Source organism: Burkholderia reimsis, assembly GCF_003294055.1.
GTDB classification, from domain to species: domain Bacteria; phylum Pseudomonadota; class Gammaproteobacteria; order Burkholderiales; family Burkholderiaceae; genus Burkholderia; species Burkholderia cepacia.
Genome location: NZ_QMFZ01000080.1, coordinates 1 through 15,615, shown reverse-complemented (window position 1 = coordinate 15,615; position 15,615 = coordinate 1). Strand labels below are relative to the sequence as shown.

The 15,615-nt window shown below is 59.7% G+C and carries 13 protein-coding genes; 9 read left to right on the top strand and 4 right to left on the bottom strand.

Annotated features, from left to right (window positions below; genetic code table 11):
• Positions 1 to 463 precede the first annotated feature (463 nt).
• From gcvA to DPV79_RS40705, 4 genes are all read left to right on the top strand, one after another.
• Positions 464 to 1,363, top strand: a complete 900-nt coding sequence (gene gcvA, locus DPV79_RS40720; protein WP_113048091.1) for a transcriptional regulator GcvA — start codon at positions 464 to 466, stop codon at positions 1,361 to 1,363.
• A gap of 191 nt (positions 1,364 to 1,554) precedes the next feature.
• A complete protein-coding gene (locus tag DPV79_RS40715) occupies positions 1,555 to 4,056 on the top strand; it encodes a CoA transferase (protein ID WP_113048090.1) in 2,502 nt (833 codons plus the stop codon).
• Between the two features lie 44 nt (positions 4,057 to 4,100).
• On the top strand, positions 4,101 to 5,789 hold the full coding sequence (locus tag DPV79_RS40710; protein ID WP_113048089.1) for a GMC family oxidoreductase: 1,689 nt from the start codon (positions 4,101 to 4,103) through the stop codon (positions 5,787 to 5,789).
• A gap of 106 nt (positions 5,790 to 5,895) precedes the next feature.
• Positions 5,896 to 7,344 carry a purine-cytosine permease family protein gene (locus tag DPV79_RS40705; RefSeq protein ID WP_113048088.1) on the top strand — a complete coding sequence of 483 codons (1,449 nt, stop codon included), beginning with the start codon at positions 5,896 to 5,898 and terminating at the stop codon, positions 7,342 to 7,344.
• 278 nt (positions 7,345 to 7,622) lie between these two features.
• Here DPV79_RS40705 and DPV79_RS40700 read toward each other — a convergent pair whose 3' ends face one another.
• Positions 7,623 to 7,919, bottom strand: a complete 297-nt coding sequence (locus tag DPV79_RS40700) for a hypothetical protein (RefSeq protein ID WP_113048087.1) — start codon at positions 7,917 to 7,919, stop codon at positions 7,623 to 7,625.
• Between the two features lie 115 nt (positions 7,920 to 8,034).
• The gene (locus DPV79_RS40695) at positions 8,035 to 8,532 is read right to left on the bottom strand and encodes a hypothetical protein (protein ID WP_113048086.1); all 498 of its coding nucleotides are present in this window, start codon (positions 8,530 to 8,532) and stop codon (positions 8,035 to 8,037) included.
• Positions 8,533 to 8,605: 73 nt separating this feature from the next.
• Here DPV79_RS40695 and DPV79_RS40690 point away from each other — a divergent pair, with 73 nt between their 5' ends.
• Positions 8,606 to 9,502 carry a helix-turn-helix transcriptional regulator gene (locus tag DPV79_RS40690; protein ID WP_113048085.1) on the top strand — a complete coding sequence of 299 codons (897 nt, stop codon included), beginning with the start codon at positions 8,606 to 8,608 and terminating at the stop codon, positions 9,500 to 9,502.
• A 162-nt stretch (positions 9,503 to 9,664) separates the two neighbouring features.
• On the opposite strand, the gene DPV79_RS40685 is transcribed toward DPV79_RS40690, so the two are convergent.
• Both DPV79_RS40685 and DPV79_RS40680 read right to left on the bottom strand, forming a co-directional pair.
• Positions 9,665 to 10,456 (bottom strand): SDR family NAD(P)-dependent oxidoreductase, encoded by a 792-nt coding sequence (locus DPV79_RS40685; RefSeq protein WP_113048084.1) that lies wholly within the window; start codon positions 10,454 to 10,456, stop codon positions 9,665 to 9,667.
• A 75-nt stretch (positions 10,457 to 10,531) separates the two neighbouring features.
• A complete protein-coding gene (locus DPV79_RS40680) occupies positions 10,532 to 11,296 on the bottom strand; it encodes an SDR family oxidoreductase (protein WP_113048083.1) in 765 nt (254 codons plus the stop codon).
• Positions 11,297 to 11,435: 139 nt separating this feature from the next.
• Here DPV79_RS40680 and DPV79_RS40675 point away from each other — a divergent pair, with 139 nt between their 5' ends.
• From DPV79_RS40675 to DPV79_RS40660, 4 genes are all read left to right on the top strand, one after another.
• A complete protein-coding gene (locus DPV79_RS40675; protein WP_113048082.1) occupies positions 11,436 to 12,380 on the top strand; it encodes a LysR family transcriptional regulator in 945 nt (314 codons plus the stop codon).
• Positions 12,381 to 12,817: 437 nt separating this feature from the next.
• Positions 12,818 to 13,327: a hypothetical protein gene (locus DPV79_RS40670; RefSeq protein WP_133295791.1), complete on the top strand. Its 510-nt coding sequence runs from the start codon at positions 12,818 to 12,820 to the stop codon at positions 13,325 to 13,327.
• A 300-nt stretch (positions 13,328 to 13,627) separates the two neighbouring features.
• A complete protein-coding gene (locus tag DPV79_RS40665) occupies positions 13,628 to 14,626 on the top strand; it encodes an HNH endonuclease (RefSeq protein ID WP_113048080.1) in 999 nt (332 codons plus the stop codon).
• Positions 14,627 to 14,828: 202 nt separating this feature from the next.
• Positions 14,829 to 15,470, top strand: a complete 642-nt coding sequence (locus DPV79_RS40660) for an HAD family hydrolase (protein ID WP_165843639.1) — start codon at positions 14,829 to 14,831, stop codon at positions 15,468 to 15,470.
• Positions 15,471 to 15,615: the final 145 nt, after the last annotated feature.

Here is a 15,615-nt window from a genome sequence, read left to right as displayed (position 1 = left end):
CTACACAAGGCTATTCGTCGGCAGCGTCAGATGTGTATAAGACACAAGGTTTGGGCCGGGGGGATGGCCGTTGGCGACCCATCACAGCCGGTCGTTGTTGACGCGAGCAATGGCCGTTAGCCGAATAGTGCAGTCGTTCAAAGGCAGGTTCGTCCGGGCTATCTACGACCGGTTGTGGCCGGAACCCGCCTCCGATCATTCGATACGGTGATTCGCTGGAGGCTGCGGCAAAATCATTGCAACGCGCTTTCGTTCGAGACGAGTAACGGATTGAGCACCGAGATCGGGCAAACCATATCAAACGCCGCGGGAACGATTGTGTCTTGCGCGGTGACTCCGCCCTTGCTGCGCGCGGGGAATCTCACGGTATGCGTCACAAGAACTGTCAGAATAACGGACGTCGCCCGCTGAGCGGTCGCCCCTCATCATTTCGATACCGCGCAAGACAAAAGACATCTTTGAGATGAAAAGACTGCCCCCGCTTAACTGGCTTCGTGCGTTTGAGTCATCGGCTCGTCATCTGAGCTTCACGCATGCCGCGAATGAACTGAACCTTACGCAGGCGGCCGTTAGTCAACAGGTCAAAGGGCTCGAATCCCAACTGGGGACGGCGCTGTTTCGCCGCCTTCCTCGCGGTATCGAAATGACCGATGCGGGTCAGGCATATCTCCCGGTTGTCCACGAAGCGATCGAGCGGCTAGCTGTTGCGACTGACGAAATTTTCGGGCGCATCCATCTTCGCGTGCTGACTGTGCGCGTCAGCCTCGTCTTCTATATGCAATGGCTCGCTGTCCGACTGCCTGCATTTCGCGCGTTGCATCCTGATATCAGCTTGCGCATCACCAGCAACATCTGGGGCGGAGACAGTTGCGTGATCGATGTCGACGCCGATCTGGAGATCCGCCATGGGCATGGGAAATGGTCCGGTCTGCGTGCAGAGCGCCTGACCAGGGACACGCTAATACCGGTTTGCGCGCCCGATCTGCCGTCCGCGCACCGGCCGCTCGCGAAGCCAAAGGATCTCGCGGGTCACGAACTGCTGCACGTGCTCGGGTACGAAGAGGGCTGGGGCTACTGGTTGCGCAAGGCAGGCGCAGCAAAGGTTGATTCTTCTTCCGGCATGCACTTCGACACGCTGATCTCTGCCCTCAAGGCCGCCGAACTCGGGCAAGGCGTCGCGCTCGCGCGTTCCTCGCTCGTCGAGCAGATGCTGGAGAGCGGCCAGTTGATTGCCCCGCTCAAACCTCACCTGCCGACTGAGGAAGCGTTCTGGCTCGTGTATTTGCCACACAGCATCGTTAACCCGAATGCGAAGGCTTTTGTTGACTGGCTTGTCGAGACGGCCGACCAGTCCCGCGCCTGATGCCAGCGCAGCCATAACAAAAACCGGCCCTCAGTCGTTTTTTTTATAGCTTTACCGCCGTTTCTCTCTGACCGAAAGTCTGTTCCGGGCGCGCCGCCTGATAGCACCACCGATCGAGGCAAGGCGCTGCCAGCCCATAACACGATGAGCCGCAGACGGCTACGCGCCGCTGTGCTGGAGGCAGGACAGAGATGACGCAAGCACAAGACAAGCGCCCGCTTAGCGGCGTAAACGTGGTCGACTTTGGCCAATATATCGCCGGGCCGGCGGTTGCGATGATCCTCGCGGATCTCGGCGCGAAGGTGATTCATATCGATCCGCCTGACGGCCCGCTCTGGGACAGCCCCGCCAACGCCGTACTCAATCGCAACAAGCTGACGCTTCAACTCGATCTTAAGACGGCAGAAGGCCGCGCCGATGCGCTCGCACTGATCGAGCGCGCCGACATCGTGATCGAGAACTTCCGCCCTGGCGTGCTCGACCGGCTCGGCATCTGCCTCGCGGAGCTACGCGCAGCACGCCCAGACCTGATCACGCTCTCCCTGCCGGGATTTGCCAGCAACGATGCATTGCGCCGCGAATGGCGTGCGTTCGAGCCGATCATCGCGGCGTCGTCGGGCGTCTTTACGGACATGGGACAGAACCGCGTGCTGATGGGCATCAATCCCAGCTTCTCGCCGTTGCCGCTGGCTTCGTCGTACGGCACGATGCTGGGAGTTGCCTCTGTCGCTCTCGCGCTCCAGGCGCGCGAACGTTCGGGGCGCGGCGATGGCATCGAAGTGCCGCTGTCCTCGGCCGTGCTCGAAGGACTCTCCTACAACTCGATCAAGATCGACGACTATCCGCAGCGCTACAAAACGCTTCGCGAAAAAGAAATCGAGCGCCGTCGCGCAAACGGATTACCGATGGACCTCTCTTACGAGGCCTTGCAGGAATATCTCGATCCGTTTTACCGCACTTATGAATGCGCCGATGGGCGCAAATTCTACGCCGTTTGCCCTTCGCACAACGCACATGCGAAACGTTGCCTCATGGCTATGGGGCTCTACGAAGAAATGGTCGAGGCCGGGCTGCCGACAGTCGCCGATTGCTATCGCCCTGTAGGGGAATGGGACGGCGACGCATCGCTCGGCGTGTATCCGCTGCCGGCACATTGGGCCGCGCGCATTTCCGCGCGTATGAAGGCAGTCTTTCTGACCAAAACCGCAGCGGAATGGGAGCGGATTTTCGGCGAGGGTGGCTTTCCTGGCGCTGCCCACCGCAGTACGCAGGAGTGGCTGCACGACGAGCACGCGAACGCCGCCGGCCTGGTACTTGAAGCTCGCGATGCTGCGTTCGGCACGATGAAACAGCCGGGGCCGGTCGCCTGGCTCGAAGACAGTGCCGAAGCGATGCTGTCGCCCGAGCCACGTCGTACGGTGTCCGTCACCGAGGCTATCGCCGCATTGGACGCCACGGCGCAGCCGATGCGTGCCTTCAGGCCGCACGATGTCGCGGGCGGCTGGCTCGACGGTGTGCGGATTCTTGACTTGACGAACGTGATCGCGGGTCCGCATTCGACCTCGTTTCTGGGGCGTTTCGGTGCGGAAGTCATCAAGCTGGATCCGGTCACGCCCAATTACGATCCGTGGAATACAGTCGTATTCGGCATGTCGTCGGCGCGCGGCAAGAAAAGCATTCTCGTCGATCTTGGCAAGGACGAAGGCCGGCAGGTGTTCCAGACACTGGCCCGCTCGGTCGATGTGATCGTGATGAATGCACCAGACCGGCAACTCGCCCCACTAGGCCTGGACGAGGCGAGCTTGCGCGCGCTCAATCCCGGTGTCGTGTTCTGCCAGCTCGATTGCTTCGGCGGCCCACGTCGCGGCCCGCGAACCGACTACCTTGGCTATGACGATCTGATCCAGGCCTGTACAGGCATCATGGTGCGCTTTGGCGGCGGCATGGCTACGCCAGAGGAACACGCGCATGTCGGCACCATCGACGTGATGTGCGGCTTTGCGGCGGCACTGGGCGTGGCCGCCGCGTTGTACCGCAAAGCCCGCACCGGCGAGGGCGGACGCGCAAGGACATCGCTGGCCGCGCTCGGCAACCTCGTGCAGATTCCATTCTGCTACGACTACGAAGGCCGCGCGCCGTTCGACGAACCGGCTGGGCGCGATGCGACCGGGTTCGGGCCGCTGTCGAAGTTTTTCCGCACGACGGATGGCTGGATCTACGTGCATACGGACGCAAGCGAGTTTGAACGGCTCGACGATGTCGAGGGTTTGCGGGGTATCGCTGGATCTCAGGCACCGGCCGATTTTCTTGCCCGAGCACTCGAATCGGACTGTGCGGAAATCTGGCAAACCAGGCTGCAAGCCGCAAACATCGCGGCCGCCGTACCCGACAATCTGGACAATCTGCGCCGCAGCGCCAGCCGACCCGCCGACGGCCACCCCGGCATCGATCTGGGCAGCTATGCATTCAGTGTCTACGAATCGCATCCCAGCGGCCACCGTGTTACCCAGCTCGATCCGGTTGCGGTTCGACCGGCGCATGCAACCATTCGCGCACTGGCGCCCGCGGAAAAATTCGGAGCTTCGACACGCGTTGTCATGCGCTCGCTCGGTTATTCCGAAGGCTTGATCGATACGCTCATCGATCGCGGCGCAATTGGTGTGAGCTGGTCGGACGAATACCTGCCCAGCTGATCGGCATTCAGTTCAATCGAATCAGATCCAACATATCGTCAGTTATGCAAAATGAAACGACATCGAGACGGCATTCAATCGGCGATTTCGACTATATCGTGATCGGTGGAGGGACTGCAGGATGCGCGTTGGCCAATCGCCTCAGCGAAGATACCAGGGCATCAGTATTGTTGCTTGAGGCCGGTGGAAAAGACAACTATCACTGGATTCACGTGCCGGTGGGCTATCTGTACTGTATTGGCAATCCGCGCACAGACTGGAAATTCCGTACGGAAGACGAGCAAGGCCTGAATGGCCGTTCGCTCAGCTATCCACGCGGGCGCGTGCTGGGTGGATGCTCGTCGATCAACGGCATGATCTATATGCGCGGCCAGCGCGAAGATTATGACGAATGGGCCGGTCTTACCGGTGACGCGGGCTGGTGCTGGGACTCTGTCCTGCCGGTGTTTCGCCGCAGCGAGGATTACCATGGCGGTGCGAGCGAGTTGCACGGCGCGGGCGGTCCATGGCGCGTCGAAAAACAACGTTTGCGCTGGCCGATACTTGAAGTTTTTTCGGAAGCAGCCCAGCAGAGCGGCATTCCTGCGACCACGGACTTCAACGGGGGTGATAACAACGGAGTGGGCTACTTCGATGTGAATCAGCGGCGCGGCATTCGCTGGAATACGTCGAAGGCTTTTCTCAAGCCCGCTGCGCATCGCCGTAATCTCACTGTCGTGACACTGGCTCGAACCGAGCGCCTGAAATTCGACGGTACGCACTGTGTGGGAGTCGAAGTTACCGTTGATGGCGTGCCGATGCAGGCCACGGCACGACGCGAAGTGATTTCGTGCGCGGGTGCCGTCAATTCGCCGAAGCTGCTCGAGTTGTCGGGGATTGGCGACCCGGACAGACTGGCGACACTGGGCATCCCGGTGCGTGCCGCGCGACGTGGCGTCGGCGAAAACCTGCAGGATCATCTGCAGTTGCGCATGGTGTTTCGCATCGAAGGTGCGACCACGCTGAATACATTGAGCGCGTCGTGGTGGGGCAAGTTGCGGATTGGTTTGCAGTACGCGGTCAACCGCAGCGGCCCGATGGCAATGTCGCCGTCCCAGCTGGGCATTTTCACGTCGACGCGTTTTGGCAGCGCGGATCGGCCCGATGTTCAGTATCACGTGCAGCCGCTTTCTCTTGACCGATTCGGCGAACCGCTGCATGCGTTCGATGCGATTACGGCGTCGGTCTGCCAATTGCGTCCCACGTCGCGCGGCAGCATTCATGCTCTGTCCGCCGATCCCCTCGCACCGCCGCGCATCGCGCCGAACTATCTCTCGACCGACCTGGACCGCAAGGTGGCGGCCGATGCGCTTCGCCTGACGCGACGGATTGCGGCGGCGCCCGCATTGGCACCGTTCAACCCGCGCGAGGTGCTGCCGGGCCTTGAATTCCAGAGCGAAGAAGAGTTGCAGTTCGCCGCCGGCAATGTGGGCACGACGATCTTTCATCCGGTCGGCACCTGCCGCATGGGGCGAATTGAAGACAGCGATGCGGTAGTCGATTCACGTTTGCGTGTGATTGGGGTGACCGGCCTGCGCGTGGTCGACGCCTCGATCATGCCGACCATTACCTCGGGCAACACGAATTCCCCCACCTTGATGATTGCCGAACGCGCGAGCGACATGATTCGCGAAGACTGGGCGAATGCGCGAAACACCGCACTGGTTCGCGGTAGCGCGGTGCCGTTCGCCTGAACACGTAGTTCCAGCATGCGCTGCCGAGGGGCGGATCGCATGCGAAATGCGCGAGCGGGTGGCGCGCCGTTGACCCCCGCGACAATTAAAACTCTTGGAGACAGTGATGCAACATAGCAGCTCTACGGTGATCGCGGAGCCCGCGAAGCCGCGCCTGGGAGTCGAACGTCGGTCGATCGACTATATTCCGCACGCGGAGCGTCACGGGAAAATCTGGCAGCTCGGCACGATCTGGTTTTCCGGATCGACTCAGATCGCAACGCTGGCCGTCGGTGCGTTGGGCGGTGCGATGGGATCGAATCTGCTCTGGACCGCAATTGCCGCGGTGCTTGGCGCGGCGTTTGGGACTTTCTTCATGGCGTTTCATTCGACGCAAGGGCCGCAACTCGGCCTGCCGCAGATGATCCAGTCGAGGCCGCAATTCGGCTATATGGGCGCGTTGCTTGTCTGGATCGTCGCGCTCGTTACCTACGTGGGCTATAACGCATTCAATCAGGTGCTGGCTGGCGATTCGCTCCACCATCTTCTGCATATTGATGCAAGAGTTGGGCTGATCGCCTTCACCGTGCTATCGCTTGCCGTCGCATTTCTCGGTCACGACTGGATTCATCAGGCGCAGCAATGGCTCGCGGTAATGATGATCGTCGTGCTGTCGATTCTCTCAATCGGCATCGTAACGACCGTACATTTCGATGCGGCCATGTTCAGCGTGGGCGGATTTCGCATTGTGCCGTTCTTCGTGCAGTTCTTCGCAGCGGCGGCGTATCAGTTGAGTTGGGCGATCTATGTATCCGACTATTCGCGCTACATGCCGGCCAATGTTGGCGTGCGGACTTCGTTCTGGTGGACATATCTGGGCGCATTCATCGGCGGTGCGTGGATGATGCTGATCGGCGCGGCGGCTGCGGCCATTCACGTTAAGACCGATATCGGTGCGGCAGTCAAGCAGGTGGGTGATGCTATCTATCCTGGCCTCGGTGGGTTGACTCTGGTGCTGTCCGTTGCCACGCTCGTGACGATGACGAGCCTGAACTTCTACGGCGCTTCGCTGACGCTCATGAGTATCGCGGACTCATTGAAGCTGTCGAAACCGACCATGCGGGCGCGCTTTATCAGCCTTATTGTCGTTGCCGTCGTTGCGACAGCGATTGCTCTCGCGGCTTCTGGCGACTTCATGGCGAAATTCGGCGACTTCCTCGGCGTTCTGCTGTATCTGTTCACGCCGTGGACAGCAATCAATCTGGTCGACTTCTACCTTGTCCGGAAAACGGAATACTCTGTGCGTGAGATCTTCAATCCACGAGGCTTGTATGGGCGATGGAACTGGCGTGGTCTGAGCGCCTATTTCATTGGCTTTGCTGCGATGCTGCCGTTTTCGTCGACGGGATTCTATGTCGGTCCCGTTGCCCGAATGCTAGGGAATATCGACGTTGGGATGGTCATTGGACTTGTTGTGTCGGCCGTCGTCTATCTGGTGAGTTGTCGTTCGATGGACATCCGCCGGGAGCTAGATCTGGCACGTGAGGCGGATCGAGGGATTGATTCGATCCTATAAGGCAGCGTGGCATGCACTTGCGATAGCGCGACTAGGACGGCCAGTGCAGACGCTGTCTGCACGGTTACCTCTTGAAGCTCCAAATTACACTCATCGCAGCCGTTCGTTGTTGTGCGCGAGCAATGGCCGTTAGCGGAGTCGTGCAGCCGTTCCAACGGCAGCTTCTTCCGCTCGCTGAATGGCAGGATGTGGCCGAACGCGGCCGGCCACCGCTCTGTGACGCATGACCGGCGCAGATCGACCCGAAGCGGCCACGCGTAGATTTCCAAAGCGGTCGTTTAGCGTGCGCTCGCCTGACAAATACCACTGTCGATGTGCCGAAGTACGCCAATCCCAACTCCGTTGGCACCGAGCGGTTGACTGGACCGAACACCGGGCTTGACCGTCGCAAGCTTGTTGCCGGCGCCCGCGTTGCGCTGGCCGGCGGTCGCATCGAGCGTCATGTTCGCGGCCTCTACCGGATGCGAAATGAGCACGAGGTGACTTGTCTTGACCTCGACTGTCTTCGCGAGCGTGCGGCTCGCCACGAAGCGCACGGGATCCGAATGGGTGGCGCGATCTTCTTTCGATACCATGAGCCAGCTTCGATCACTCCACCGATGTCAGATCAACATCAAGCCGATATCATTCGGATTACATATCTATTATCGTATTCGCACGGCAACGGAAGCGTCGCTTCTTGCCCGTTCTCTAGATTTTCATCGAACGGGTGCCCTGCGGTTTCCTGCGAAGATAAAGCGTTTGAGCGATCAACCCCAGAACGAGCGCGACGAGGAGCGCGGCTTGGGCACCGAGAAGCAGTGGCGACCTCGGATCGCTGACCAGCGGATGTCCGTCGGGCACACGCTTCAGCGTTTCGGTCACCGTGGGAACCATCAGCACGAATGCGGTCAACGTCAGACAGAAGGTTTCCAGGTAGATACCGGCCCGACCGGGCAGAGGCAGATACGCTACGCCATATCCAGCCAGTAACAGCACGACGGCTCCGATTCCGATGCCGTAGCCGATACCTTGATGCGCTATGGCGAACACGGTCAGGGAACCAATCAACATGGTAACGAAGTACACCCTCCCGGCAACCGAGCGCGGAACGATCCTGCCGTAACGCGCGAACATGTACACGGCCATGGGGATCGCGGGTAGACTGCCGAGAGTGTGTATCCAGCCGAGCGGCGAAATTCCAAACATGGTTTCAATCCTTGCCTTGCGTGATTTCGTTGGTGGTCGACGCTTACTTTAGGCTCACGAAACCCGAATTGACATGACTGAACCTGGGAAAAACTTGACCATTTTTCCGGATCGGGCGCTTGCTGGTCTGGCTAACGGTGATCTCCTGTCCCAGGTTCTTGCGCGTATGCGCATGACGGGCGACCGCATCTTTTCGTCGATGCTGCAGCCATTCGCGCAGTTGGACATGTCTGCGCGGGCGGCGCACGCGTACGCAGTCATGGAAGGCGTGGTGCAAATTGCCGGCGATGAGGCAGGCGCTTCCGAGATTCGGTCCGGCGAACTGCTCTTGTTGCCGCGCGGGCCTGGCAGCCTGCGCATTTCCGCCCTGGACCAACCGGCGAACGTCGTCGTCTGCCACTTCTGGTTTGATCCGGCGAGCCAGCCGGATCTGCTTCTGACGTTACCCGCCATGATCCACCTTCGCCAGGCGGAGACATGCGACTGGCTGCCGAACATCATGCAGTTTCTTCTGCATGAGGCGGACAATGACGAGGCGGGGTCCGCCTTGATGGTCTCCCGCATGATTGATCTCGTGGTGGTGCGTGCGTTGCGTGCCTGGGTTCATCATGGTCATGCATCGAACTGGTTGGGCGGATTGGCGGACAAGCGTATTGCCCGCGCTTTGAAGGCAATCCATGAGCAGTCGCCACGTGGTTTGACGATCGATGGTCTCGCTGCCGTCGCGGGCATGTCCCGCTCCAACTTTTGCGAACGTTTCCATGCGCTCGTTGGCAAGTCGCCGTTGCGTTACCGCAATGAATGGCGCTTGAGCGTCGCCCGCGACATGCTGGCGAAAGGTGATGCGCGCGTGGGCGAGGTTGGACGGTCGGTGGGTTACGAGTCGGAAGCCGCTTTCAGTCGTGCCTACAAGGCCTACTTCGGCCATGCCCCTCGAGAAGCGAAGCCATCCATCACGCCCGCTGAATGACGGCGCTGCCCGCGACGCCATGAACGATACCGCCGCGAGGATGCAAGACAGCCGCCCCGTGCCTGATTGTCGCGGACGCCACAGACGGAGCGTTTCAGCCAACCGCATCGGGACATTGAGCGAGGCAACTGTCGAAAGCCAGGCTCAATGTCGGCCGGGTTTTTAAAAGGCACTTTTTATAACGCCCCCGTCGGCTCGCAACGCGGCTCTCGTTGTGGCCGCCGAAAGCGGACTGGCGATATAGGCCACGAGCGACGCAACCTCCTGCGGCGAACCAAATCGCTTGATGAGCGATGTGGGGCGGACTTTCTCGAAGAACTCCTGTTCGAACGCTTCAAACGATTTGCCCTCGGCGCTTGCAAGCGTCTCCACGAACTCGCCCACGCCACGCGATTTCGTCGGCCCCGGCAGCACGCTATTGACTGTAATTCCGGTGCCGGCAACGGCTTCGGCGAGCCCGCGCGACACGGCAATCTGCGCGGCTTTCGTCATCCCGTAGTGGATCATTTCGGCCGGAATCTGCACGCCGCTTTCGCTCGAAATGAAAATGATGCGCCCCCAGTCTGCACGCTTCATCGCGGGCAGAAACAGGCGAGCGAGGCGTACACCGCTCAACACATTGACGTCAAAGAAACGCGACCAGTCGGCGTCGGGGATCTCCTCGAACGGCTTGGGCTCGAAGATACCCAGGTTGTTGACCAGGATTTCCACGTCCGGATAACGCGTTGCCAGTTCATCAGCCGCCGCGGCAGTGGCGAGATCGCCCGCAAAACCCGTTACGTCGCTGCCCGTCTCGGCTTTCAGTTGCGCGACCACGTCATCCACTGATGACTGGGAGCGGCCATTCACGATCACGCGCGCGCCTTCCTGCGCCAACGTCCTGGCGATAGCGAAGCCAATGCCGGCGGTGCTGCCGCTGACCAATGCGAGTTTGCCTTGCAGATTCAGATCCATGAGTCATTTCCTTTGCATGAGTGAGGTGGAACTGGCGGCATCGGCAGGTAGAAGCCGGATGCCGACAAAGAGGGATCAGGTCCGGGTAATGGACGCGCCACCGTCAACCAGTGATGCCGTACCGGTCACGAATGACGAATCGTCGGAAGCGAGATACAGCACCGACCGCGCAAGCTCATCCGGCTTTGCAACGCGCTTGAGCGCATGCAGGCCCGTGACGAACGCCTGCGATTCATGGGTGTCGTTCATGCCGCGATACATGTCCGTGTCGACAGCGCCCGGCAACACCGCGTTCACGCGCACGCCTTGCGCGCCGTACTCGGCAGCAAGTGCCTGCGTCAAGCCGATCAGGCCCGCCTTGCTCGCCGCATAGGCCGCAGTGCCGGGAAACGCGAACGAGTAACCGACGAACGTCGACGTGAAGATGATCGACCCACCGCCTTGCTTCACCATTTCCGGAATCTGGTGTTTCGCGCCAAGGAAGGCGCTCGTCAGATTGGTCGACAGCGCGGCATTCCAGCCTGCTTCGGAAATACCGGTGCTCGGCCCCATCTCGCCGAGCGTACCGGCATTGTTGTAGGCAATGTCCAGGCGGCCGAACCGGCTCACCGCGAGCGCGACCAGCGCCTTCGAGAAGTCTTCCGATTGCACGTTACCCGCCAGGTATGCGGCTTCGCCGCCTTCGCTGACGATCTCGGCGGCGAGTGTTTCGAGTTCCGCCGCGCGCCGCGCCGCGATGACCACCTTGGCGCCTTCCTTCGCGAACAGCTTTGCCGTGGCACGCCCAATCCCTGCGCTGGCGCCCGTGACGATGGCGACTTTTCCTTTCAAGCGTTGCATGTTCAATCTCCTGATGCACTTCGTCGGCCAGTGCCCCATGCATTGGCGCGTTGAAAGCAATATAGGCTTCAGTTATGAATGTAGAAAGATCTAAAATGTGCTTCTATCATTCAGCTTTTGTGAATGTACCGAGGTAATGATGGATCGTCTGCGCGCCTTCGAGGTTTTCGTGACGGTGGTGAGCCGTGGGGGCTTCGCGCGCGCCGCGGATGCGCTCGGCACGTCGCCCGCCAATGTCACACGCTATGTGAATGAACTGGAGGCGCATCTGGGCACGCGCTTGCTGAATCGCTCGTCGCGTACGCTTTCCCTTACCGAGGGCGGCGAGACGCTTTACGCCCGTTGCAAGTCGATCCTCGACGATGTCGCCGAGACGGAGGGGCTGGTCTCGTCGGCGTCGGTCGAGCCGCGCGGGCGGCTGCGCATCAATGCCCCCGTGAGCTTCGGTATTTTGTATCTGGCACCGTTGTGGCCCGAGTTCATGCGGAAATACCCGGGAGTCGAACTCGATGTTGGACTGATTGACCGCGTCGTCGATATCGTGGATGAAGGCTACGATCTCGCCATTCGCATCTCACGCGCCGGTTCGACCAGTCATGCGGCCCGCAAGCTGGCGACGTCGCAAAACATTCTGTGCGCATCGCCGGCCTATCTGGCTCGCTTCGGCGTTCCGGCAGCCCCGGCGGAGCTGGGCGGGCACCGCTGTATCGGCTACACGTATGCGTCCACCGGCGACGACTGGCAACTGATCGACGAGCGCGGCAAGCTTCACTCGGTGAAGGTGGACTGTCACATGCATACCAACAACGGCGATACGGCGCGTGCAGCGGCCCTTGCCGGACACGGCGTGATCCAGCAGCCCACTTTCCTGATCGGCAAGGATCTCGGCGAGGGCCGGCTCGTGCATGTGTTGCCCCGGTACCGCTTGCCGGATATCGACATTCTCGCGCTGTATTCGAGCCGTCGGCACCTGAGCGCCAGAGTGCGCGTCATGATCGATTTCCTGGTCGACGCGTTCAGCGGCGTGCCTCCCTGGGACCGGAACGACGGAAATTGGGCAGGTGCCGCGCCGGCGACGGATTGAAAGCGCATCCGCATCCGGTACATGCGCCAGCCATGTTCGGACATTCGGGGGCAGGGCGTGCGCGATCGTTCTGCACCTTGGCGCACGGACATTCGGACGGCGGCCCCGGGCAGCCTTTGATCACAGCCCGCGACTATCTGGGAGTGCCATCGTCCGATGGATACGGAATTCGCGCGAAAGCTGTATCCTCGGCGCGTGGACATTCGAATGTCCAGGTGATGCAGCCAGCCGACGTCTGCGGCTGGCCGGCCCCGGTCGAATGGTATTGGGGTGGTGTTGGACGGGTTGATGCCGATCCGAAGGGGACCTTCAGATCTGCCGAAAGCTGCCGTTCACATTGCTTATAGGCTGCTCCGGCGTATGAGATCGGTCGAGGCGATCATTCAACACTCTGACTCACTGGAGCGAGTCAGAGTTATCTTGGAGTGGGAATCCTCTTGAAAACAATCGCAAAGCGCTTCCTGTTAGCGCTGATCGCCCTGATGGCTTGCGTTCGCGGTGGAGTTGCGTTGGCAGAAACCTCGTCCGGCCAGACCTTTTCTCCTGATGCAAAAATCCAGAAAATCGCGGAAGCCTACTCGCTAGACGCCGTTGACTTCTCCGCGAAACAGTTTGGAATAAAACTCGACTGGTCGGACGCGAGTATTGCAAGTGTCGAAAAGGTCTTGGCGCAAATGAGTTCATCCTACGTCAGCACTAGTCCCAAGCCAACGGACGAGCAAGTCATGTCATTTGCGAAAGCCTATGGAAGTTACGTCGGAGAGGTGTATCGCCGCAATCATGGTGGCGAATGGGGTATGGTCACCCTCGGCGAAAGTCGATTCCCGGGTTTGCGAACTACCGCAGGTTCCAGCTTCTGGCCATGGGGACGGGTGTTCAATCGGATCACCAAGGGGACGGAGGACAATATCGCCGACTACTACGCGGCCCTATTGAAGAAAAAGTAACTGACGGCGCATCCAGTCAACTTGGCCGTGAAGGTGTCAACGAATCAAGCCACGACATTGACCGTCCGTTCCTGGTTGGCTGCTGCCTTCCGGGGTTGCTTGCACTTGGCCTAGCGCGGTTGCTCGAAATCGACCTGCAAGAGACATTCATGCCTTGAACTCCATGTTGTGCGAACTGCGGCCGGTTCGCCGCATGGGCTATATCAGCGTATAAAAAAAGCACTAAATCGAAGAATTTCTTCTACACGCTGGAGTTATAGTCAATGACGTTAGAACTCGTCATCCCGGAGCGTCCGAGAAATGTACGGCCCCTGCATCCTCTGCCTTGAGTCCACTGAACCGCTGACCGAAGAGCACATCTTTCCCGAAGCCGCCGGCGGAAACATTTCAAAATACGTACTCTGCAAGCCTTGCAACGACAAGTTGGGGCACTGGGTTGATGCGCCCTATGTGGACCAAAAGCATATTCAGCTTGCCCGGGTTACATACAAGATTCCGGGAAAGACGGGAAACATCCCGCAGCCGTTTTCCGATATTTACTCTATAGATGGCTCCGACGGCCAATTGAAGATAAAGCTGGACAAGGACTTTGCGCCAAGGGTGGTGCCTCAAGCACCGAAGGTATGGGTTACAGAGCACGGAGAAATCGGTCTCAGTCTGTCCCTGGACGCCAAGGACAGGAAAAACATTCCGAAAATAATTAGGACCGTACTGTCACGGTTCTTCAAGTCAGATGAGGGTATTCGTCTCGGATGGTCCGATGAGGAAAAGGAAAATGCAATACAAAAGTCCATCGACGGGGCCAGAAAAGTCGACCCTAGGTCCGAGCAGATACAGTCCACCTTGGGTGGTCGCTGGACAATCGAACTCAAAGCACTATTTACTGAGTATGTAAAAGTCATTTATGAAATTTGCTGCCTAGAGTTCGGGGCTCCCTTTATCAATAGTCGATCTGGGGTGCTACTGCGGGCCTTTCTTCGTGCTCAGTGTTGCGATGAACCAGAGCCATGGGAGCTAATGGATATGGCTAAACATCTAAATGTTGCCCCTCAGATTCCACCAGACCTCGATGGCTTTATTAGGCACCTCACGAACGGCAATCCACATACGCATCACATTGCTGTAGTGACGCCAGCCGGTGTGGTGTGCTCTATGCTCGGGATGGGTGCCGTTTTCCACGCTAGAGACCTCAATCAAGCCCAACGAGTGGCAGACGTAGCAAAGGTCTATGTCAGCAGCATCACAGGCGGCAGGTCGGGAATATTCTGTCTTGGTGAATTGCTGGTTGATGCCCAATGAGTTCTAACCTCACGGTCAACATAGACCGCCTGCAAGCTGCGCGGCTCCAGCGGCCGGCTACCTTAAACCCTGAGTGACTGTTTTCTATTGTGGTCATCGACTGCTCCTGGCCGACTGCCATCATTGCCCACCCATCCCGGCATCGCCAAACCCTGAAGATCCGTTTTTGCGGAGCCCGATCCACCCGATGATGATAAAAGCCGTGTTCTTCGACGTCGGCGAAACGCTGATCAATGAAAGTCGTGACTGGAACGAGTGGGCCGACCATCTCGAGGTGCCGCGACGGGTGTTTCATGCGTTGCTCGGCGCGGTCATCGCGCGTGGTCAGCATCATCGTCGCGTGTTCGATCTCGTGAGGCCGGGTGTCGACTTCGACGCATTGTGCCGGGAGCGCGAGGCGACCGGGAGCACTTATACGGTGACCGCGGAAGATCTCTACCCCGACGTCGTGCCGTGCCTGAAACGACTGCGCGAAACCGGCGTGCTGGTCGGCATCGCGGGAAATCAACCCGTCGCGACCGAACGTGCACTCCGTGCGCTCGGCGTGCCGGCGGACATCGTTGCGTCGTCGGCGTCGTGGGGCGTCGACAAGCCGGATGCCCGCTTTTTCGAGCGCATCGTCGCCGAGACGAACGGAATCGAGCCGTCCAGGATTGCCTACGTCGGCGACCGGCTCGACAACGATGTCGAACCGGCGCGGCGGGCCGGCATGGTTCCGGTGTTCTTGCGGCGCGGCCCATGGGCAATCATTCAGTCCGGTTCCGGGCGCTTCGCGTCTCCCGTGCACGCGATCGACAGCCTTTCCGCGCTTCCGGCGTTACTGTCCGGAAGTTTGGGGACATAACCTTGATCAAGGACGCGAGGGCTGAATGACACCGACGCGTCGCAACCGGTCAGCGTGGGCTCGATGTATTTCGGCATCTTTCTGCCCTGGATGGCGTGCTGACGTGCTCAGCCTCGATACTCCCGCAGCCCGCAGCCCGCAGCCC